Annotated in this window: 20 protein-coding genes; 7 read left to right on the top strand and 13 right to left on the bottom strand. The window is 64.4% G+C overall.

Going from position 1 to position 20,120, the window contains the following annotated elements:
- Positions 1 to 45 precede the first annotated feature (45 nt).
- Positions 46 to 639 (top strand): TetR/AcrR family transcriptional regulator, encoded by a 594-nt coding sequence (locus CO669_RS17050; RefSeq protein WP_097660950.1) that lies wholly within the window; start codon positions 46 to 48, stop codon positions 637 to 639.
- 7 nt (positions 640 to 646) lie between these two features.
- Here CO669_RS17050 and CO669_RS17045 read toward each other — a convergent pair whose 3' ends face one another.
- The 5 genes from CO669_RS17045 to CO669_RS17025 form a co-directional block, all read right to left on the bottom strand.
- Positions 647 to 1,366: a haloacid dehalogenase type II gene (locus CO669_RS17045; protein WP_097660949.1), complete on the bottom strand. Its 720-nt coding sequence runs from the start codon at positions 1,364 to 1,366 to the stop codon at positions 647 to 649.
- 151 nt (positions 1,367 to 1,517) lie between these two features.
- Positions 1,518 to 2,519 (bottom strand): class II fructose-bisphosphatase, encoded by a 1,002-nt coding sequence (glpX, locus tag CO669_RS17040; RefSeq protein WP_097660948.1) that lies wholly within the window; start codon positions 2,517 to 2,519, stop codon positions 1,518 to 1,520.
- Positions 2,520 to 2,600: 81 nt separating this feature from the next.
- A complete protein-coding gene (locus CO669_RS17035; RefSeq protein WP_097660947.1) occupies positions 2,601 to 3,917 on the bottom strand; it encodes a homoserine dehydrogenase in 1,317 nt (438 codons plus the stop codon).
- A gap of 29 nt (positions 3,918 to 3,946) precedes the next feature.
- The gene (locus tag CO669_RS17030) at positions 3,947 to 5,167 is read right to left on the bottom strand and encodes an LL-diaminopimelate aminotransferase (protein ID WP_097660946.1); all 1,221 of its coding nucleotides are present in this window, start codon (positions 5,165 to 5,167) and stop codon (positions 3,947 to 3,949) included.
- A 215-nt stretch (positions 5,168 to 5,382) separates the two neighbouring features.
- Complete coding sequence (locus CO669_RS17025) at positions 5,383 to 5,658, bottom strand: hypothetical protein (protein ID WP_097660945.1); 276 nt, start codon at positions 5,656 to 5,658, stop codon at positions 5,383 to 5,385.
- Positions 5,659 to 5,911: 253 nt separating this feature from the next.
- Here CO669_RS17025 and CO669_RS17020 point away from each other — a divergent pair, with 253 nt between their 5' ends.
- Complete coding sequence (locus CO669_RS17020) at positions 5,912 to 7,717, top strand: PHA/PHB synthase family protein (protein ID WP_198964067.1); 1,806 nt, start codon at positions 5,912 to 5,914, stop codon at positions 7,715 to 7,717.
- Positions 7,718 to 7,782: 65 nt separating this feature from the next.
- On the top strand, positions 7,783 to 8,181 hold the full coding sequence (locus tag CO669_RS17015; RefSeq protein ID WP_097660943.1) for an MAPEG family protein: 399 nt from the start codon (positions 7,783 to 7,785) through the stop codon (positions 8,179 to 8,181).
- A gap of 13 nt (positions 8,182 to 8,194) precedes the next feature.
- Here CO669_RS17015 and CO669_RS17010 read toward each other — a convergent pair whose 3' ends face one another.
- The 5 genes from CO669_RS17010 to CO669_RS16990 all read right to left on the bottom strand — a co-directional run bounded on the left by CO669_RS17010 (position 8,195) and on the right by CO669_RS16990 (position 12,276).
- Positions 8,195 to 8,788, bottom strand: a complete 594-nt coding sequence (locus CO669_RS17010; RefSeq protein WP_097660942.1) for a class I SAM-dependent methyltransferase — start codon at positions 8,786 to 8,788, stop codon at positions 8,195 to 8,197.
- Positions 8,789 to 8,800: 12 nt separating this feature from the next.
- A complete protein-coding gene (gene argC, locus CO669_RS17005; RefSeq protein ID WP_097660941.1) occupies positions 8,801 to 9,847 on the bottom strand; it encodes an N-acetyl-gamma-glutamyl-phosphate reductase in 1,047 nt (348 codons plus the stop codon).
- 26 nt (positions 9,848 to 9,873) lie between these two features.
- Positions 9,874 to 10,857 carry an N-acetyl-gamma-glutamyl-phosphate reductase gene (gene argC, locus CO669_RS17000; RefSeq protein WP_097660940.1) on the bottom strand — a complete coding sequence of 328 codons (984 nt, stop codon included), beginning with the start codon at positions 10,855 to 10,857 and terminating at the stop codon, positions 9,874 to 9,876.
- Positions 10,854 to 11,519, bottom strand: a complete 666-nt coding sequence (locus CO669_RS16995) for an FMN-binding negative transcriptional regulator (RefSeq protein WP_097660939.1) — start codon at positions 11,517 to 11,519, stop codon at positions 10,854 to 10,856. The genes argC (CO669_RS17000) and CO669_RS16995 overlap by 4 nt, the downstream gene beginning before the upstream one ends.
- Before the next feature lie 226 nt (positions 11,520 to 11,745).
- Positions 11,746 to 12,276, bottom strand: coding sequence for a DedA family protein (locus tag CO669_RS16990; protein ID WP_097660938.1), 531 nt, complete (start codon positions 12,274 to 12,276; stop codon positions 11,746 to 11,748).
- Between the two features lie 273 nt (positions 12,277 to 12,549).
- On the opposite strand from CO669_RS16990, the gene parE reads away from it, so the two are divergent.
- The 4 genes from parE to CO669_RS16970 all read left to right on the top strand — a co-directional run bounded on the left by parE (position 12,550) and on the right by CO669_RS16970 (position 17,268).
- Positions 12,550 to 14,592 carry a DNA topoisomerase IV subunit B gene (gene parE / locus CO669_RS16985; protein WP_097660937.1) on the top strand — a complete coding sequence of 681 codons (2,043 nt, stop codon included), beginning with the start codon at positions 12,550 to 12,552 and terminating at the stop codon, positions 14,590 to 14,592.
- Between the two features lie 584 nt (positions 14,593 to 15,176).
- Positions 15,177 to 15,965, top strand: a complete 789-nt coding sequence (locus tag CO669_RS16980; RefSeq protein ID WP_198964066.1) for an outer membrane protein — start codon at positions 15,177 to 15,179, stop codon at positions 15,963 to 15,965.
- Between the two features lie 325 nt (positions 15,966 to 16,290).
- Entirely contained in the window at positions 16,291 to 16,476 is a 186-nt protein-coding gene (locus CO669_RS16975; protein WP_063194318.1) for a hypothetical protein, read from the top strand.
- Between the two features lie 21 nt (positions 16,477 to 16,497).
- Entirely contained in the window at positions 16,498 to 17,268 is a 771-nt protein-coding gene (locus CO669_RS16970) for an SDR family NAD(P)-dependent oxidoreductase (protein WP_097660935.1), read from the top strand.
- Here CO669_RS16970 and CO669_RS16965 read toward each other — a convergent pair.
- The 3 genes from CO669_RS16965 to CO669_RS16955 form a co-directional block, all read right to left on the bottom strand.
- Complete coding sequence (locus tag CO669_RS16965) at positions 17,219 to 17,578, bottom strand: outer membrane protein (protein WP_097660934.1); 360 nt, start codon at positions 17,576 to 17,578, stop codon at positions 17,219 to 17,221. The genes CO669_RS16970 and CO669_RS16965 overlap by 50 nt on opposite strands.
- Before the next feature lie 120 nt (positions 17,579 to 17,698).
- Entirely contained in the window at positions 17,699 to 18,466 is a 768-nt protein-coding gene (locus tag CO669_RS16960) for an outer membrane protein (RefSeq protein WP_097660933.1), read from the bottom strand.
- Positions 18,467 to 18,645: 179 nt separating this feature from the next.
- Complete coding sequence (locus CO669_RS16955; protein ID WP_097660932.1) at positions 18,646 to 19,893, bottom strand: FAD-dependent oxidoreductase; 1,248 nt, start codon at positions 19,891 to 19,893, stop codon at positions 18,646 to 18,648.
- Positions 19,894 to 20,120 lie beyond the last annotated feature (227 nt).

Genomic DNA, 20,120 nt, shown 5'->3' with positions numbered 1-20,120 from the left:
GAGCGGAGCACGCCGGCCGCCGGCCTCCCCGCGCCGGATGCGCGCTTGTTGCAATTGCTGGCGGCCGCGAAGGATACCTTCACCAGCAAGGGTTTTGCCGCGACCACGATGGACGACATCGCCAGCGCCGCCGGCATGTCGAAGAAAACGCTCTACAAATTGTTCGAGAGCAAGACCGAGCTGTTCCGCGCCATGCTGCTGCGCAGCCTGCCCGAAGCCGATTACGCCGATGCGCCGCTCGACGGTTCACCGGTAAGTCGGCTTCGCAACATGCTTCGCGAGGCCGCAGACGTCGCGCTATCACCGGGCGAGATCGCGCTGCAGCGCCTGATCATCGGAGAGCGCCAGGCCTCGCCCGCGCTCGGGCGCATGTTCGCCGAGGTCATCATGGAGTCCGGCACCGATCACGTCGTCGAGCTGCTCAAGGCCGTTCGCCTGGAGCGCCGTTTCGAGGACGTGCCGCTCCGCCTGATCGCCGAGATGCTGTTCGGCATGGTGTTCGGCCACGACCATTTCAGGCTGCTGACGGACACGGGATTCAAGCTCAACCGCCGTGCGCTGGACCGGCGGATCGATCTTGCCATCGCGACGTTCTGTGCGGCTGAGGATGGGGCTGGCGATCTGCCGCGCCCGGCTTGAACGAGGATCAGCAGCCCAGCTTGTCGGCAATCCCGCCGAAATCCTTGGCGACGATGTCCCACTTGCCGGTCGCCTCGAAATCGACCTTCTGGAGCGGGCCATATTCCGTCGGCCGCGCCACGAAGGCGGTCTTCAATCCGTACTTCTGTGCGGCGGCAAGATCGCCATTATGGGCGGCGACCATCATCACCTCTTCCGGCTTGAGGCAAAGCAGCTTAGCGGCGCCGAGATAGGTCTCGGGATCCGGCTTGTAGTGCTCGAACAGCTCGGCCGACATGATGAGATCCCACGGCAGGCCGGCGAACTTCGCCATGTTGGTGAGCAGGGCCACGTTGCCGTTGGAGAGCGGCGAGATCACGAACTTGGTCTTGAGACGCGTCAGGCCGGCGACGCTATCAGGCCAGGGGTTGAGGCGATGCCAGCCCTTGGTGAGGTAATCGAGGTCGGCCTCGGTGAGGCCCTTGATCGCGAACTGCGCGACCAGCTTCTCCAGCGAACGGCGGTGCAGATCGTCGAGCATGACGTAGCCGCGCTCGGGATGCTGGCGCACGTCGTCCATCGAGGCCATGTACATGCCGCGCCAGCCGTCGACGAGCGCGGTCCAGTCGGCACCGATGCCGCGCTGCTTGCTCCACCACATGAAGTCGGTGATGAGGCTGGTGCGCCAGTCCACAACCGTGCCGAACACGTCGAAGATGAGAGCTTTGACGGCGGAAAGGTCGGACATGTGCGCTTCCTGGGATTGCTCTTGTTGTCATTCCGGGGCGCGCAGAGCGCGAACCCGGAATCCATTTCACATCGGACTCAGTCGACCGATAGATTCCGGGCTTTCCGAGCCGCGCTTGCGCGGTCCCGCTGCCCCGGAATGACGCCGCGTGTCAGTCCAGATGGAACTTGGCGAGCTCGCGATGCTCGGCCTTGATGTAGCGCACGGTGCCGGTGACGGAGCGCATCACCACCGTCTCGGTCTCGATCACGCCGTCCTTGCGGAATTTTACGCCCGACAGCAGCGAACCGGTCGTGACGCCGGTGGCGGCGAACAGACAGTCGCCGCGCGCCATGTCCTCGATGCCGTAGATCATCTTGGGATCGTTGACGCCCATCTTGGCGGCGCGCTCGATCTTCTCGCCGGAATCGAGGATCAGCCGGCACTGCATCTGGCCGCCGATGCAGCGCAGCGCCACGGCCGCGAGCACGCCTTCCGGCGCGCCGCCGGTGCCGAGATACATATCGACGCCGGTGTTATCGGGATCGGCGCAATGGATCACGCCGGCGACGTCGCCGTCGGTGATCAGACGCACGGCCGCACCCGTCGAGCGCACGCTCGTGATGATGTCGGCGTGGCGCGGGCGGTCGAGCACGAGAACGGTGATGCCATCGGGCTTCACCCCCTTGGCCTTGGCGAGGCGGCGGACGTTTTCGGCAGGGCTAGCATCGAGCTCGACGACGCCCTTGTCGTAGCCGGGGCCGATCGCGAGCTTCTGCATGTAGACGTCGGGGGCGTGCAGCAGCGTGCCGCCATCCGCCATCGCCATGGTGGCGATCGAGCCCGGCATATTCTTGGCGCACAGCGTGGTGCCTTCGAGCGGATCGACGGCGATATCGACCTCGGGACCGGCCTTGAGGCCGACCTGCTCGCCGATATAGAGCATCGGCGCCTCGTCGCGCTCACCCTCGCCGATCACGATGGTGCCCTGGATCGGCAGCTTGTTGAGCTCGCGCCGCATGGCGTCGACGGCGGCCTGGTCAGCCGCCTTCTCGTTGCCGTGGCCACGCAGCCGCGCCGACGACACCGCTGCCCGCTCCGTCACCCGCACGATCTCCAGCGTCAGGATGCGCTCGAGCAATGCTTGCGGCGGGACTGAAATATGGGTCGACATCGGCTAACTCCTTCGAAACAGTTTGGGGCGGGCATTTCCGCCCGCATCAACTCATAGCACCCACAGTTCGTTCGAACCGTGTCAGTTCTTCTCGATCCGGATCACCTGCGGCCGTCCGCTGATCACCTTGTCCTTCTGCACGGCGGCGAGTGCACGGCGCACGGCGTCCTCGTGCGTGGCGTAGGTGATCAGGATGACGGGCACGGGGACCGCCTTGCCGTTTGCGGGCGCAACGCCGCCATTGGGATGGCGCTGCACGATCGACTCGATCGAAATCTTCTGCTCGGCAAGCCGGGTCGCGATCGCGGCCGCCGTGCCGGGGAAATCGCGGGCCAGGAGGCGGATGTAGTAGCCGCCTTCATGCCGCTCCATCGGCGCCTTCTTGGTGTCGCGCAAATGAGCGATCGGCCGGCCGAAGGGATTGGCGCGGATGCCGCGCGCGACATCGGCGATGTCGGCGACCACGGCGGACGCCGTCGCCGCGCCGCCGGCGCCGGGACCGACCAGCGTGATCGGCGGAATGCCCTCGCCGTCGATCGTGACCGCATTGGTGACACCCATCACCTGCGCGATCGAGGAGGATTTTGGCACCATGGTCGGATGCACGCGCTGCTCGATGCCCTTGGCGGTGCGCACTGCAACGCCGAGCAGCTTGACGCGGTAACCGAGATCGGACGCCGCGCGCAGATCTTCCGGCGCGATGGATGAGATGCCTTCGACATACACCGCGCTTTGAGCAACTTTCGTGCCGAAAGCGAGGCTGGCGAGGATCGCGAGCTTTTGCGCGGTATCGTGACCGTCGACGTCGAAGGACGGGTTGGCCTCGGCATAGCCGAGCCGCTGCGCGTCCTTGAGGCATTCGGCAAAGGACAGCCCCTCCTGCTCCATCCGGGTCAGGATGTAATTGCAGGTGCCGTTGAGGATGCCGTAGACGCGGTTGATGCCGGTGCCGGCAAGCCCCTCGCGCAACGTCTTGATGACGGGGATCGCGGCGCCGACGGCTGCCTCGAAATTCAGCGCCCCGCCGTGGTTTTCGGCCGCCTTGGCGAGCTTGAGGCCATGCCTGGCCAGCAGCGCCTTGTTGGCGGTGACCACCGACTTGCCGGCGTTGAGCGCGGCTTCCACCGCCGAGAGCGCGGGATCACCGGCGCCGCCCATCAGCTCGACGAAGCAGTCGATGCCGGGATGCGTCGCCAGCGCCATCGGATCCTTGGCCCATTCGACGCCGCGCAGATCGATGCCGCGCTTCTTGGCCTTCGAGCGCGCGGTGACGGCAACGACGCGGATGCCGCGGCCGCTGCGGGCCGCGAGCACGCGGCCTTGCGTTTCGATCAAACGGATCACTTCGGCGCCCACGGTGCCGAGCCCCGCTATGCCCACTTTCAGGGGTGCAACCATGATGTCTTAGAAAACCTGCCGAAGAGAACTTAACGCCGATTGGCGAGCGGAACGACGTTGTGCAACGTTTCGATGCCGCTTTCAAGGAAGCGGCGCACGCCGCGGGCGGCCTGCCTGATCCGTTGCTCGTTTTCCACCATGGCGATGCGGACATATCCTTCACCATGCTCGCCGAAGCCGACGCCGGGCGAGACGGCAACGCCCGACTTCTCCACCATCAGGGTCGCGAACTGCATGCTGCCGACGCTGCGGAAAGCTTCCGGCAGCGGCACCCAGGCGAACATCGAGGCCTCCGGCGGCGGGATCTCCCAGCCGGCACGGCCGAACGATTCCACCAGCGCATCGCGGCGCTTGCGGTAGGTGTCGCGCATCTCCTTGATGCAATCGTCGGGACCGTTCAGCGCTGCGGTCGCAGCGACCTGGACCGGCGTGAAGGCGCCGTAATCGAGGTAGGATTTGACGCGGGCGAGCGCGGCGATCACGCGCTCATTGCCGACGGCAAAGCCCATGCGCCAGCCGGCCATCGAATAGGTCTTGGACATCGAGGTGAACTCGACCGTGACGTCCATCGCACCCGGCACCTGGAGCACCGAGGGCGGCGGGTTGCTCTCGTCGAAATAGACCTCGGCATAGGCGAGATCGGACAGGATCAGAATCTCGTGCTTCTTGGCGAACGCGACGAGGTCCTTGTAGAAATCGAGGCTCGCGACATAGGCGGTCGGGTTCGAGGGATAGCAGACGACGAGCGCGAGCGGCTTGGGGATCGAATGCACGATCGCCCGCTCCACCGCCTCGAAGAACTGCGGCGTCGGCTCGGAGGGCACCGAGCGGATCACGCCGCCCGCCATCAAAAAGCCGAAGGCGTGAATCGGATAGCTCGGGTTCGGACAGAGGATGACGTCACCGGGCGCCGTGATCGCCTGCGCCACGTTGGCGAAGCCCTCCTTCGACCCCAGCGTGGCCACGACCTGGGTGTCCGGATTGAGCTTCACGCCGAAACGGCGGGCGTAATAGGCAGCCTGGGCCCGACGCAAGCCGGGAATACCGCGGGAGGCCGAGTAGCGGTCGGTGCGCGGCTTGCCCAGCGTCTCCTTCAGCTTCTCCAGCACATGCGCGGGGGCCGGCAGATCCGGGTTGCCCATGCCGAGGTCGATGATGTCGGCGCCGGCATTCCGTGCGGCTGCCTTGGCCCGGTTGACCTGCTCGAACACGTAAGGCGGAAGGCGGCGGATGCGGTAAAATTCTTCCATGGCTCTCTGGGCTCCGGGCAACCGGTCAGGACAGAATCGACAGCGCAAGACGGCGCTTCCGAAAGAGGCTCAGACTCGCCGCGAAAATTACTCAAAATCAAATACTTAGAGCAATCATCGATAACGAAGGCTGAAGTCGTTCGCCCTGACTCTCGGCTGAACCGAGGTCTTTTAGCACGGCAAAACGGGGGCGCCAGCGATTACCTTGCAAGGCCTCATTTCGCGTCCTTGCCGGCGGCGGCCTGGCGATCGCGCGCGGCGGCGAGCTCGGCTTCGATCTTGGCGCGCTGCTCCGGCGGGATGACGGCTTGATCGCGGTCCGGCGGCAGATCATGCACCGGCAGATAGCTCCCGGGCTCCCTGGGATGAGCCTGCGCGTCCGCGGGCGTCATGTCCGCGAGCTGGCTGGAACAGCCGCCCAACGCAAATGCCACGCTCAAGAGCGCGCCACAAATCAGCAGCGACTTCTGCAGGTCCCTCAACGCCAACACTTGGGAAATCCCCTACTCGTCCCAATGCAAGGCTGCCGCACACTAACCCGACAACCTGCCCAAGCTCAAACCATTGCTGCCCACAAATGGTACGAGCGAGAAAACATCCAAGGCCCACGGCTAAAGAGGTGCACCGCGATTGTGACAAAACCAAGAACCTTTGTCGCAGTGCAGCACATCTTGGAGCGCGTTTAACGTCAAACATGCGAGCTTCGCGGTGACGAATACGGAATGAGTCGTTACTGTTCTGCTCATGAGTATGGCCACGACCGACACGCCCAAGCCCGAGACGAAGTTCGATGCGGAAGCCTTCGCGATGAATGTCGCGCGGGCGATGGAAAGCGGCGGCAAGGCGCTGGCTGCCTATCTCAAGCCGCGCGAGAGCGGCGAGGTGCAGGACCGCCCGCCGGCCGAACTTGCCGAAGTGATCAAGACCTTCACCTCGGTCGCCGAATATTGGCTGTCGGATACCTCCCGCTCGTCCGATCTGCAGACCAAGCTTGCCAAGGACTATCTCGACCTCTGGGGCTCGGCGGCGCGCCGCATGGCCGGCCAGGACGCGCCCCCTGCGATCGCGCCCTCGCCGCGCGACAAGCGTTTTGCCGATCCGGAATGGAAGTCGAACCAGTTCTTCGATTTCGTGATGCAGCTCTACCTGCTCACGACCAAATGGGCGCAGGACCTGGTGCGCGATGCCGAGCTCGATCCGCACACCCGCCGCAAGGCCGAGTTCTATGTCCAGCAGGTCACCAACGCGCTGTCGCCGTCCAATTTCGTGCTGACCAATCCGGAGGTGCTGCGCGAGACCGTCGCCAGCAGCGGCGAGAACCTCGCGCGCGGCCTGACGATGCTGGCCGAGGACATCGCGGCCGGCAAGGGCATGCTGAAGATCCGCCAGTCCAACCCGGACAACCTCGTCGTCGGCGTCAACATGGCGACGACGCCGGGCAAGGTGATCTACCAGAACGAGATGATGCAGCTGATCCAGTATTCGCCGACCACGGAGACGGTGCTGCGCACCCCGCTCCTGATCGTGCCGCCCTGGATCAACAAGTTCTACATCCTCGATCTCAAGCCGGAGAAATCCTACATCAAGTGGTGCGTCGACCAGGGCATCACCGTGTTCGTGATCTCATGGGTCAATCCCGACAAGCGGCTCGGCAACAAGAGCTGGGAAGACTACATGAAGGAAGGCCCGCTCACGGCGATGGACGTGATCGAGAAGGTCACCGGCGAGCTGAAGGTGCACACCGCCGGCTATTGCGTCGGCGGCACCATGCTCGCGACCACGCTGGCCTGGCTCGCCGAGAAGCGCCGCCAGCGCGTGTCGTCCGCGACGTTCTTCGCCGCGCAGGTCGACTTCACCCACGCGGGTGACCTGCTGGTGTTCGTGGACGAGGAGCAGATCGCCGCGCTCGAGCAGGACATGAAGGCGGCCGGCGTGCTCGAAGGCTCGAAGATGGCGATGGCCTTCAACATGCTGCGCTCCAACGATCTGATCTGGTCCTATGTCGTCAGCAACTATCTGAAGGGCCAGCAGCCGAGCGCGTTCGACCTCTTGCACTGGAATTCCGACGCGACGCGCATGACCGCATCGAACCATTCCTATTATCTGCGCAATTGCTATTTGGAAAACCGGCTCTCCACCGGCACGATGGTGCTCGACAACACGCTGCTCGACCTCTCCAAGGTCAAGGTTCCGGTCTACAACCTCGCCACCCGCGAGGACCACATCGCGCCGGCGGAATCGGTGCTCTACGGCTCGCAGTTCTTCGGCGGCCCAGTGAAATACGTGCTGTCGGGCTCGGGCCACATCGCAGGCGTCGTCAATCCGCCCGGTTTGCACAAGTATCAGTACTGGACCAACGACAACATCAAGGACGTCACCGTCGCGCAGTGGTTGAAGGGCGCGGTCGAGCACAAGGGCTCGTGGTGGCCGGACTGGCGGCAATGGCTGGGCGAGCTCGATCCGGAACAGGTTCCGGCGCGCAGCGTCGGCAGCGACGCCCTGCCCCCGATCGAGGACGCGCCCGGCAGCTATGTCAGGGTTCGCGCATAGCGGAATCGGCCGCGCTTTCGTATAGACTCTTCGCTCACCACAGCGACGACAGAGGGGACCGGACTATGACGCGCGAATTGTTCTGGCTGACACTGACGGTGATCCTGACCGGGATCCTCTGGATTCCCTACATCATCAACCGCTGTCAGGTTCGTGGCCTTTCCGGCGCCATGGCCAATCCCTCGCGCAACGACAAGCCGCAAGCGGACTGGGCGAACCGGCTGATGTTCGCGCATGACAACGCGGTCGAGAACCTCGTCATCTTCGCGCCGCTGGTGCTGATCCTCAACGCGATCGACTATTCCTCGAAATGGACCGTGCTCGCCTGCGCCGTCTATTTCTGGTCCCGCGTCGCGCATCTGATCGTCTATGCGCTCGGCGTCCCGGTGTTCCGCACCCTCGCCTTCAGCGTCGGCTTCGCAGCCCAGGCCGTGCTGGCGCTGGCGATCTTCAAGGTGGTGTGAGCGCACACCGCGCTCAGCTGCTCTTCTGCGCGACGACGAACAGCATCACTGCGGCTTTGTCGTCGAAGCCCTTGACCTCGCCGGTATCGATCGTCACCCCGCTCCAGCTGCCCGCCTCCGCATAGGTCGCCCGCAGCCAGTCCGGCGAGGGATAATTGTAATAGCGGTTCAGCGTGTCGCGGCCATCGGCCTCGCCGGCCTTGTAGCTGGCGTAGAACAAGCCGGCCGGTTTCAGCGCGCGCCAGATCCGCGCAAGAATCCCGGCAAGTTCGGGTCTCGGCACGTGCAGCAGGCACGCATTGGCCCAGACGGCGTCATAGGCCCCGGTCTCGTCGAGCTGCTCGAACAGCAGGGTCTCGACGGGACGGCCGAGACGGCGCGAGGCGACCTCGGCCATCTCAGGCGATCCGTCGGTCGCGCGAACCGCAAAGCCCCGCGCCAGCATTTCCGCGGTGTCGCCGCCGGCGCCGCATCCGAGTTCGAGAATGGACGCGCCTGGCACGAGCCGTGCGAGAAACGCCGTCAGCCGCGCCTGGCGGGAGGTGATCTCGCGCCCAGCATAGGCCTCGGCATTGCCGCGGTAGAATTGCAGCGTCTCTTCGTCCACTGTCGCCTCACATCACGGAAACAGCGCGATCTGCTCCAGGCCCGCAGTCTCAGGCAATCCGAACATCAGGTTCATGTTCTGGATCGCCTGACCGGCCGAGCCCTTCACGAGATTGTCGAGCGTCGAAATGACGATCGCCCGGCTCTTGATGCGATCGGCGACGACGCCGATCTGCACGTAGTTGGAACCGCGAACGTTCTGCGTCTGCGGCAGCACGCCCTTTTTCGCGACATGCACGAAGGGTTCGTTGACATAGGCCCGCTCGAGCGCGGCCCGCAAATCGTCGGGCGTCGCGCCATTGAGTTTTACATAGGACGTACAGAGTTCGCCGCGCGCCATCGGGATCAGATGCGGCGTAAAGTTCACCGACACCGCGGAGCCGGCGGCCACCCCGATCTCCTGCTCGATCTCGGGCGCGTGCCGGTGCGTGCCGACCGAATACGGCGAAAGCCCCTCGCCCGCCTCGCTGAACAACGTGTTCTGCTTCAGCCCGCGTCCGGCACCGGTGACGCCCGATTTTGCGTCGATGACGATGTCGTCGACGTCGATCAGCTTGGCCTTCGCAAGCGGTACCAGCGCGAGCAGCGCAGCGGTGGGATAGCAGCCGGGACAGGCCACCAGCCGTGCGGAGGTGATTTTCTCGCGATAGAATTCGGTGAGGCCATAGACCGCCTCGCCCTGCAATTCGAGCGCCCGATGCTCATGGCCGTACCATTGCGCATAGGTGTTCTTGTCCCGCAGCCGGAAATCGGCGGACATGTCGAGGACCTTGATCTGCGGATTTGCCTTCAGGACAGCGGCGATGATGTCCTGCGTGGTCCCGTGGGGCAGTCCGCAGAACACCGCATCGAGCCGGCTCCAGTCGACCTTCTCCCATTCCACGAGTTTAGGCAGGTCCAGCATGAAGAAATGCGGAAACACCTCGCTCATGGCTTTGCCGGCGTGGGTATTGGCGGTGAGTGCGGTGATCTCGGCATTCGGATGCCGCGCCAACAGGCGCACGGCGTCGGCGCCGGTGTAGCCGGAGGCGCCGAGAATGCCGATCTTCTTCGTGCTCATCAGACGTTCCCTCAGCGCTGGACCGGTTACGTGTCTGCCAGACCGAGCATCAGCCGCATGTTCTGCACAGCCGCGCCGGAGGCCCCCTTGCCAAGATTGTCGAGCCGGGCGACCAGCACGGCCTGATGATGTTTGTCGCTGGCGAAGACGTAGAGCTCGAGCATGTTGGTCTCGTTGAGCGCCTCCGGCTCGATCCGGCCGGCTTTGGCCGCCTCGTTCTGGAGCGGCATCGCCTTGACGTATTTCGAGCCGGCGTAGCGCTTGGCGAGCGCGGCCTGAAGGTCCGCCCCGCTCGGCTGGCCCGGCAGCGTGTCGAGCTGGAGCGGCACCGAGACCAGCATGCCCTGCCGGTAATTGCCGACCGAGGGAATGAAGATCGGCCGCCGCGTCAGGTTCGAGTAGAGCTGCATCTCGGGCAAATGCTTGTGCTCGAAGCCGAGACCGTAGAGCTCGAAGGACGGCGCGCTGCCGTCTTCAAAACTCGCGATCATCGACTTGCCACCACCGGAATAGCCGCTCACCGCGTTGACGGTGACGGGATAATCTGACGGCAGCAGACCGGCATCGACGATCGGCCGCAGCAGCGCGATCGTACCGGTCGGATAGCAGCCGGGATTGGAGACCTTCTTGGCGGCCTTGATCTTGCCGGCCTGGTCAGCCGTCAACTCGGGAAAGCCGTAGGCCCAGTCGGGCGCGACCCGGTAGGCGGTCGAGGCGTCCAGCACCTTCGGGCCCGAGGCCCCCATGCTGTCGACGAGCGCGACCGTCTCCTTGGCGGCATCGTCGGGCAGGCAGAGGATGACGAGATCCACCTCCTCCATCAGCGCCTTCTTGGCGGCGGGATCCTTGCGCTTGTCGTCGGCAATCGTCTTCACGACGACGTCGTTCTGGAGCTTCAGCCGCTCGTTGATGCCGAGCCCGGTGGTGCCGGAGCCGCCGTCGACGAAGACAGTGGCGGGCTTCTTGGCCGCGCTGGTGGTCGGGGCTTTGGTGGTGTCAGCGAGGCTCATGGTGCACTCCCTTCGAGCATGGTCGTATCGCTTGCGAAAACCTGCGGCCTTGCCTGCCGCATCAATTGTGAGATCTGCCTGGCGTCGGCATCGCCGCCGCCGAGCGCATTGGCAATCGCCGCATAGTCGGCGTCGGATTTGTGCTGGTTCAGCTTGAAGCTGCCCTCGACCTCTTCGACGGTCATGACCAGACCCACGATCGCCTTCTTCATTGCCTCGAGCCGTCCCGCCGTTATCTTGCCCGACGTCCACGGCTTCTTCGGCAGCAGCCAAGTCTCGAACTTGTCGCTGAGCGTGTCGATCTGCACCGCGAGCTCCTCGTCCGACAACAGCCGCACCGGCCCGCTCAGATGCACTGACTGGTAGAGCCAGGTCGGCACCTGATCCGGCGAGACGTACCAGTCCGGCGACACATACGCATCGGGGCCGTTGACCGCGAGCAGCCAGGACGCATCGCTGCCCGCCAGCTTTAGCAGCGGATTGTGACGGGCGACATGAAAGGCGGCCTGCGGCGTGCCGTCGGCCGCATAGGTCAGATAGAACGGCAGCGGGGATGCGACCGGTTTCTTGCCGTCGAAGGCACACATGGTCCCGAAGCCGCGCTCGTCCGCGAATTTCAGGCTCGCGGCGCGGTCCTGCTTGAAAAATGGGGGCGTGTACATCGTGGTCTCCTGCTGGGCCTTCTTTGGGGGCCGCCGGATCAGATCGCGCTGACAGGAGAGAGAATGCCGCGGATCGGATCCAGCGGCAAAGACGATGATCTCAAACGCGATCGACCGCCCAAACCGCTAAAGAGCGGCGGCGGCGACGGGCGAACAGGATGGTCGCGGCGTTGATCATGGCGCGCGGCTATAAGGCCGGATCTGGTTTTCGTCAAGGTTTGGAGCGTCAGATCACGCGCCAGATCCATTCCATGATCTTGGCGAGGACGTCGCCGAACAGCAGCAGCACGGCCGACCACACCAGGGCGGAGACAAAATTGGCGGCCTGGAAGCTCCAATAGGGCATCTCGAAGATGCCGGCCGCGAGCGGCACCGAGGCGCGCAAGGGGCCGAAGAAGCGGCCGATGAAGATGCTGGGGATGCCCCAGCTGCGCACGAAAGCCTCGCCTCTGGGCAGCAGTCCCGGATAGCGCGAGAGCGGCCACATCTCGGCGACCTTCTCCTTGTAGCGATAGCCGAACCAATAGGAGACCCAGTCCCCCAACGCCGCCCCGAGGCCGCCGGCGATCCAGACCGGAAAGAAGCTGATGCCGCTCACCCCGATCAACGCACCGATCGCGACCAGCGCGCCCCAGGCGGGAACCAGCAGCGAGATGAAAGCGAGCGATTCCCCGAAGGCAAGCAGGAACACGATCGGAGCTGCCCAGGCCTGGTGAGCGCGCACGAAATCGGCCAGGGCGTGCGCAAACTGCTCCATCAAAATTAGCCTTCCCGCCCCGTCTCAAGGTGCTGCTCGATGAAAAGGACTGGTAAGCCAAGGGGTTGTGTGACATCAAGTCACAAAATCCGACACGAGCCGGGCGAGGACGTCAAATTGCCGGGAATGACTGGGCCTGCGGCGTAAAATCGCCGGGATTGGCTCCCAACCACACCGCCCGACCCGCCCTGCGATAACCTTTCCTGGTCAGAAGTGGCATAGTCGGCGCAATCGATTCGCCGCTCCCGCGGCCCTCAAAACGCATCAAGATATATGTCCAAGCAGTTGAAGCCAAAAGCAAAAGACGACTTTTTCGGTGGCGACGAACCGAAGCCCCGCGCTGCCAAGGCGGCACCGCGCGGCGGCGGCGGGGAAGCCGACTACACCGCGGCTGACATCGAGGTCCTCGAAGGCCTGGAACCGGTACGGCGCCGTCCGGGCATGTATATCGGCGGCACCGACGAGAAGGCGCTGCATCATCTGTTCGCCGAAGTCATCGACAACTCGATGGACGAGGCGCTTGCGGGACACGCGACCTTCATCGGCGTCGAGCTGAGCGCGGACGGGTTCCTGACCGTCACCGACAACGGCCGCGGCATTCCGATCGATCCGCACCCGAAGTTCCCGAAGAAGTCGGCGCTCGAAGTCATCATGTGCACGCTGCATTCGGGTGGAAAGTTCGACAGCAAGGTCTACGAGACCTCGGGCGGTCTGCACGGCGTCGGCATCTCCGTGGTGAACGCCCTCTCCTCGTTGCTCGAGGTCGAGGTCGCGCGCAGCCAGAAGCTCTACCGCATGACGTTCGAGCGCGGTCATCCCAAGGGCAAGCTCGAGGACCTCGGCAAGATCAACAACCGGCGCGGCACGCGCGTCCGATTCAAGCCCGACACCGACATCTTCGGTGCCAAGGCCGCGTTCAAGCCGCAGCGCCTGTTCAAGATGACGCGCTCGAAGGCGTACCTGTTTGGCGGCGTCGAGATCCGCTGGAATTGCGCGCCCGAGCTGCTCAAGGGCGTCGAGGACGTGCCGGCGGAAGCGACGTTCCACTTCCCCGGCGGGTTGAAGGATTATCTCGCCGCCGCGATTCACGCCGATACGCTGGTCCATCCCGACATCTTCTCCGGCAAGTCGGGCCGCAACGGTGCGCACGGCGCCTGCGAATGGGCGGTGGCCTGGACCGCGGATGCCGACGGCTTCCTGTCCTCCTACACCAACACCGTGCCGACGCCCGATGGCGGCACGCATGAATCCGGCCTGCGCAGCGCACTCTTACGCGGCCTGAAGGACCACGCCGAACGCGTCGGCCAGGGCAAGCGCGCCGCGTCCATCACGTCCGAAGACGTGATGGTGGGGGCCGCCGTGATGCTCTCGGTGTTCGTGCGCGAGCCGGAATTCCAGGGCCAGACCAAGGATCGTCTCGCCACCGCCGAAGCGCAGCGCATCGTCGAACAGGCGATGAAGGATCCGTTCGACCATTGGCTGTCGGGCAATCCGAACATGGCCAACCGGCTGCTGGACTTTGTGATCGACCGCGCCGAGGAGCGTCTGCGGCGGCGGCAGGAGAAGGAGACCGCGCGCAAGACGGCCGGCAAGAAGCTGCGCCTGCCCGGCAAGCTCGCCGACTGCACCGATGCCGGCACCGAAGGCTCCGAGCTGTTCATCGTCGAGGGCGACTCGGCCGGCGGCAGCGCCAAGCAGGCGCGCGACCGCAAGACGCAAGCGGTGCTGCCGCTGCGCGGCAAGATCCTCAACGTCGCCTCCGCCGGGAAGGACAAACTGACGGCGAATGCGCAGCTCTCCGACCTCGTGCAGGCGATCGGCTGCGGCCAGCTCCTGCAATATCGCGAAGAGGATCTGCGCTATCAGCGCATCATCATCATGACCGACGCCGACGTCGACGGCGCCCACATCGCCTCGCTCCTGATCACCTTCTTCTACCGGCAGATGCCGAAGCTGATCGACGAAGGACATCTCTTCCTCGCCGTGCCGCCGCTCTACAAACTCACGCACGGCACCAAGTCGGTCTACGCACGCGACGACAAGCACAAGGAAGAGCTGATCAAGAGCGCGTTCAACGCCAACGCCAAGGTCGAGGTGAATCGCTTCAAAGGCCTCGGCGAAATGATGCCGGCGCAGCTCAAGGAGACCACCATGGATCCAGCCAGGCGCACGCTGCTCAAGGTGGTGCTCCTCCCCGACGATCGCGACACCACGGCCGATTCCGTGGAGCGGCTGATGGGCACGAAGGCTGAGGCGCGCTTCGCCTTCATCTCGGACAAGGCCGAGTTCGCCAGCGACGAGTTGCTGGACGTCTAAGGCCACGTTCTGCGTCTTCGCCGAGGCCCCGGTCATTCGCCGGGGCCTTTTGCGTTTTCGGAATCAAGGTCGCAACGGCGGTCCCGCGGCGGGCGAATCTGCGAGGCTATCGCGTAGTGCAAGGAGTTGGCTTGGACGCCTGCGACGCCTCTTTGCCATCCGGCGGTTGGCCGGAAACGTCGATTCCCCCGTCAGAATTCCAGCCTCGGCGGGTTTTTCCCCCTGGCAGGCTCGAAATTCCGGGAATATCGCGCCGCGACTCAGGCTCTCCGAGTCGACTCGGCCACCGACTCACCGGCGCCAAGGCTGAGGCAGCGCTGCCTCCATCTCGGACAAAGCCGAATTCCCTAACGAGAACTTACCAAATCCAAACACCCGAATAGACCGACAAGCGCATGATTTTACTTGGATATCTACGATTTTGACGACAACGGTCCAAATCGGCTCGGCGCCGCGTTTTCCGGCGACTGTGCCTGCCCTGCAACAGCATTTCGGATGGAAACGTCTATAGTCCGGGACATCAGATGACACGAACTTCAGTGCGCTCGCGCCTGTTACGACAGACCAAGGTTGGGGATTTTGACATGAAAAAGGTTTTGCTCGCTCTGACCGCGGTTGCCGCGATGACCGGTTCGGCCTCGGCGGCTGATCTCGCTGCCCGTCCCTACGTGAAGGCCCCGGTCGCGGCGCCCATCGCGAACTGGACCGGCTTCTACGTCTTCGGCGGCGGCGGCGGTGGCCTCTCGAACGCTGACCAGCACGTTCAGACCACGGTCGGCGCGGTTCCGCTGACCATCGACCAGCGCCAGGGTGGCTCGGGCTGGTTCGGCACGGTCGGCGCCGGTTACGACTGGCAGTTCAGCGGCACCTGGGTCGCCGGTGTGTTCGCCGACGGTCAGTTCGGCAGCATCCGCGCCACCCTTCAGGACCCGACTGTCGTGGGCGGCCTTACCGGTAACCAGAAGCTGGAAACCTCCTGGGCCGCGGGCGTTCGCCTCGGCTGGCTGGTCGCTCCGAACGTTCTCTCCTACGTCAACGGCGGTTACACTGGCGCTCACTTCGGCCAGACCAACTTCACGAACCTCGCCGGCACGCCCGCGGGCATCCACATCAACAGCTACAACCGGAACGGCTGGTTCATCGGTGGCGGCGTCGAGAACAGCCTGAACATCTTCGGCGTCAGCTCGCCCGGCTGGTTCATGAAGACCGAATATCGCTCGGCCTTCTACAATGCCAAGACGATGGATGAACTGGTCGACGGCACCAACGCTCTGGCCGGCAACTCCATCCGCGCCAACAGCTGGAACCAGACGATCTCGACCTCGCTGGTCTACCGCTTCAACTGGACCGGTCCGGTCGTCGCGAAGTACTGATCTGATCTCACGATCAAACGTCAAAGCCCCGGCATCGTCCGGGGCTTTTTCGTTATCTCCCCGTCAAGACAGCCGGCGCCGAACTTCGCGCGGCTTGCAACGCCCCGACGAGACGGCGCTTCGCGCCACGGCAGATCGGTATCTCCGGTCGCCTCCTGCTTGGCGTCCTCGTCTGACGACGAGGACATCTCCCCGCGCACGGCTTGCGGCTGGCGCCGCCATTGTATCCAGGCCGAAGCTACGGCTAGTGTGGGCCAAGCTTTCGCGGCGGCGGTGATCCATCATCGACGCACCGTGACGGAAGCGGACCGATGGGGAGGAACGCATGCGCAGATTTCTGCTTGTAGCAGGCCTGTTTGCCCTCGCCGTCGGGCTGCTCTGGATCGGACAGGGCACGGGCACCATCGCCTGGCCACGGTCGAGCTTCATGGTCAACCAGTTGCAATGGGCGGGTTATGGCGCAGCCATGGCCGGTTTCGGGCTGGTCCTGATCTGGCAGAGCAATCAATAGAAGAAACCAGAAAGAAGAAGCATGACATCCAACCGGTTCGATCTCCGCGGCAAGGTCGCGATCGTCACAGGAGGCAATGGCGGCATCGGGCTCGGCCTGGCGCACGGACTCGCCGATGCCGGCGCTGACATCGCCGTGGTCGGACGCAACGAGGCGAAATCCAAGGCCGCCGTCGACGATCTCAAGGCGCGCGGCGTGAAGGCGATTGCCGTCACCACCGACGTCACCGACAAGGCGGCGATCGCCGCGATGGTAGACCGCGTGGTGAAGGATCTGGGCCGCGTCGACATCCTCATCAACAATGCCGGCATGAGCATCCGCAAACCGCCGCACGAGCTCGAGCTCGACGAGTGGAACACGGTCATCCAAACCAACCTCACCAGCGCCTTCCTGTGCTCGAAGCTCGCCTATCCCGCGCTGAAGGCGTCGGGCAACGGCAAGGTGATCAACATCGGCTCGATGATGTCGATCTTCGGCGCGAGCTTCGCGACCGCCTATGCGGCGAGCAAGGGCGGCATCGTGCAGTACACGCGCGCCTGCGCCAACGCCTGGGCGCCCGACAACATCCAGGTCAACGCCATCTTGCCGGGCTGGATCGACACCGATCTCACCCGCGGCGCGCGGCAGCAGGTGTCGGGATTGCACGAGCGGGTGCTGGCGCGCACGCCCGCGGGACGCTGGGGCGACATCGACGACTTCGCCGGCATCGCCGTGTTCCTGGCATCGCCGGCATCGAACTTCGTCACGGGCACCGCGATCCCCGTCGATGGCGGCTTCTCCGTGATGGCCTAGCAAGCAAGAGCCCCGGCAAGAATGCCGGGGCTCTTTTCTCGTCGCGGGTGCCGCCCACGAAATTGTGGTCGCCCTTGGTGTCCGCCCAGGCGAAATCGCCTTCGACACCCAGCACGAACTTCCTGATCTGCCAGTTGTAGCGGGCAAGGCCGCCGGCGATGGGCCCGCCCGAGCCATAGCTATTGGCAAGCCCGGCGTCGTTGAGGCGATCGTGATGGCCCCAGCCATATCCGCCAAACCCGCCGATGTCGAAGCCGATCCAGTTGAACACCGGGACCGGCGGCGCGATGGGCGCGGCCTTGACCGCCAAGCACGCAAAGGTCCGTCAGTCTGACGTGGTCCAGGCGCAAAAAAAGAGCCCCGGGCCAGGCCGGGGCTTTTGAATTTGGCAGTGCTTTTCTTGATCGTTGGTCGCGTTGCGTCGACGTGCTCAGTAGCGCCCGATGATCGGCGCGTCGAACTTGTAGCTCGCGCGCACGACGGCCCACTGGATATCGCGCGGCTTGGCATCGAAGGTGTAGTTCCCCGAAGTGCCACCGAGCTGATAGGTCTGGCTGCCGAAGGCCGCGTAGTTGTATTCGAGACCGACGATCCAGTTGCGGGTGACGCCGTATTCCCAGCCGGCGCCGACGGTCCAGCCGTTAGCCCAGTGCGTCTGTCCGCCCGATCCCGTTGCCGGGCCGACCGTGTCGGTCACCGAAAGGCGATTGTTCACGCCGGCATAGCCGCCCTTGACGTAGAAGAGGTTGTTTTGCACGGCGAAGCCGGCGCGACCGACCACGGTCGCGAGCACGTTGGCGCGCCAGGAGAACACGTCGTCGCCGGCACCGAACGCGGTGTTCGTGAACGAGCCCTTGTTGTCGAGGCCGGAGATGGTGCCTTCCATGCCGAACACGTAGTTGTTGGCCTGCCAGTTGTAACCGATCTGCGCACCGCCCATGATGCCCGATCCGCGTTGACGATAGCCCTGACCCGGGGTGAGGTCGCCGAACGCAGCCCCCGTCCCGTTGTTGATGAATTGCTCGTTGGTCCATGCGCCACCGATGTGGCCACCGACATAGAAGCCGGTCCAGTTGAACAGCGGCTCCACATAAGCGGGCGCCTTCGTGTAACGCGCGCCGAGATCGGCAGCGGAGGCCACGCCCGTCGAAACCAGAGCGGTCGTGCAGGCGAAGGCGGCAATGAATTTGTTACGCATGGTACACCCCGTGTCCTTTGATGGGCGCACGGTCACAGACGCACGTTACTAAAATTGGAATCAACAGAGTTAACGCGGCGCATCGGCCCGCACCGACGTGCGGATGCATCGGCGCTGTTGCCAACGCGCAACGGCTGACGCGCGATTTAACGCGACGTTATCCCTACCGAATTGCGACGCTACGATCTCGCGGCCGCCTTCGACTGCACGTGCTCGGGTCGCACGCCGAGCGCAATCAGCCGTGCAGGAATGCCCTGGAGCCACGGCAGCGCGGTGATGAGGCGCACGATCAGCGGCACCTTCAGTGGCTGACCGCCGCCGTAGAGGGCGCCGCTGATGATGTTGTTCTGCACGACCCTTTGCATGCGCTGGGTCATCTTCACCGGGAACTCGCGGCGGCGGCGCACGGCATCGAGCTCGTCCTCGGACGGACAGCCGTGCTGCAGCTTGTCCGCCAACAGATTGGCGGTCGCGACCGCGTCCTGCACGGCGAGATTGACGCCGACGCCGCCGACCGGCGACATCGCATGCGCGGCATCACCGATGCACAGCAGGCCCGGCCGCGTCCAGCGTGTCAGCCGATTGATCGCGACCGTCAGCAGCTTGACGTCGTCGAAGCTCTTCACGTCGGCGATGCCGCCCTTCAGGATCGGCGCCATGCGCACGACGTCGTCGAGCAGAGCCTGCAGTCCCCTCGCCTTCACCGCCTCGTGCTGTCCCTTGGCGATGACATAGGCGCATTGCCAGTAATCGCCGCGGTCGAAGGTGATCATCATCTTGCCCGGCTCGACGCGCGCGAACACGTTCTCCGTCTCGTCGGCGTTGCGGCCGGCGCGAAACCACAGCACGTCCATTGGTGCGCCGACCTCCTCGACGCTGAGGCCCGCGCGCTCGCGCACCGTCGAATGCCGGCCGTCGCAGGCGATGGTCAGATCGGCCTTGATGTCGAGGATGCCATCAGGCGTTTTCGCCCGCACGCCGGCGATGGTCTCGCCGCGGCGAATGAGATCGACCGCCTCGGTGCTCATCATCACCTCGAGCGAGGCAAAGCCCTCGCCGGCCTCGCGCAGGAAATTCAGGAAGTCCCATTGCGGCATGAAGGCGATGAAGGGGTATTTGGTGCGGAGCCGGGAAAGATCGGCGATGCGCACCGGCGTACCACCGAACAGGCCATCCATCTTCTGCAGGCGCTGATGCGGCAGCTTCAGAAAGCCGTCGATCAGGCCAAGCTCGTCCATCACCTGAAGCGTCGAGGGATGCACGGTGTCGCCACGGAAGTCGCGGAAAAAGTCCGCATGCTTCTCCAGCACCACGACCTCGATGCCGGCTCGCCCCAGGAGATAGCCGAGCATCATGCCGGCCGGTCCCCCGCCGACGATGCAGCAGCGGACCTTCCTGGTCTGGTTCGTTGGCTGGTCGGATGTCATTGCCGCCACGATCCCGTGAGTATCGACCAAGATGTCGCAGGCAATCTAACGCCGATTCCGGTCGAACGGGTCTGAATCTGCCGACTCAAGGTCGAGCGCCGACTGGATCACGCCGGCGTCCGATCCCGGGAATAAGCCGCGCGCCTCGTTGTTATCAGGACATACGACCCAAAAGGGCATCAGAGGAAACGTTCAACGTGGCATGGTTGCTCGCAGGCGTGGCAGCC

The organism is Bradyrhizobium sp. Y36, assembly GCF_002531575.1.
In the GTDB taxonomy this organism is placed as follows: domain Bacteria; phylum Pseudomonadota; class Alphaproteobacteria; order Rhizobiales; family Xanthobacteraceae; genus Bradyrhizobium.
Note: the sequence above shows the minus strand (reverse complement) of the source record. Positions and strands in the feature narration are given on the sequence as shown.

Bases quoted from the DNA above. Each gene is read 5' to 3' on its own strand.
- argC (WP_097660941.1), bottom strand. From the start codon at position 9,847: ATGAGCACGAAGAAGATCGGCATTCTCGGCGCCTCCGGCTACACCGGC.
- CO669_RS17045 (WP_097660949.1), bottom strand. From the start codon at position 1,366: ATGTCCGACCTTTCCGCCGTCAAAGCTCTCATCTTCGACGTGTTCGGC.
- argC (WP_097660940.1), bottom strand. From the start codon at position 10,857: ATGAGCCTCGCTGACACCACCAAAGCCCCGACCACCAGCGCGGCCAAG.
- CO669_RS16995 (WP_097660939.1), bottom strand. From the start codon at position 11,519: ATGTACACGCCCCCATTTTTCAAGCAGGACCGCGCCGCGAGCCTGAAA.
- CO669_RS17030 (WP_097660946.1), bottom strand. From the start codon at position 5,167: ATGGAAGAATTTTACCGCATCCGCCGCCTTCCGCCTTACGTGTTCGAG.
- CO669_RS16955 (WP_097660932.1), bottom strand. From the start codon at position 19,893: ATGACATCCGACCAGCCAACGAACCAGACCAGGAAGGTCCGCTGCTGC.
- CO669_RS16980 (WP_198964066.1), top strand. From the start codon at position 15,177: ATGAAAAAGGTTTTGCTCGCTCTGACCGCGGTTGCCGCGATGACCGGT.
- CO669_RS17020 (WP_198964067.1), top strand. From the start codon at position 5,912: ATGAGTATGGCCACGACCGACACGCCCAAGCCCGAGACGAAGTTCGAT.
- CO669_RS16990 (WP_097660938.1), bottom strand. From the start codon at position 12,276: ATGGAGCAGTTTGCGCACGCCCTGGCCGATTTCGTGCGCGCTCACCAG.
- CO669_RS16975 (WP_063194318.1), top strand. From the start codon at position 16,291: ATGCGCAGATTTCTGCTTGTAGCAGGCCTGTTTGCCCTCGCCGTCGGG.
- glpX (WP_097660948.1), bottom strand. From the start codon at position 2,519: ATGTCGACCCATATTTCAGTCCCGCCGCAAGCATTGCTCGAGCGCATC.
- CO669_RS16960 (WP_097660933.1), bottom strand. From the start codon at position 18,466: ATGCGTAACAAATTCATTGCCGCCTTCGCCTGCACGACCGCTCTGGTT.
- parE (WP_097660937.1), top strand. From the start codon at position 12,550: ATGTCCAAGCAGTTGAAGCCAAAAGCAAAAGACGACTTTTTCGGTGGC.
- CO669_RS17035 (WP_097660947.1), bottom strand. From the start codon at position 3,917: ATGGTTGCACCCCTGAAAGTGGGCATAGCGGGGCTCGGCACCGTGGGC.
- CO669_RS16970 (WP_097660935.1), top strand. From the start codon at position 16,498: ATGACATCCAACCGGTTCGATCTCCGCGGCAAGGTCGCGATCGTCACA.
- CO669_RS17015 (WP_097660943.1), top strand. From the start codon at position 7,783: ATGACGCGCGAATTGTTCTGGCTGACACTGACGGTGATCCTGACCGGG.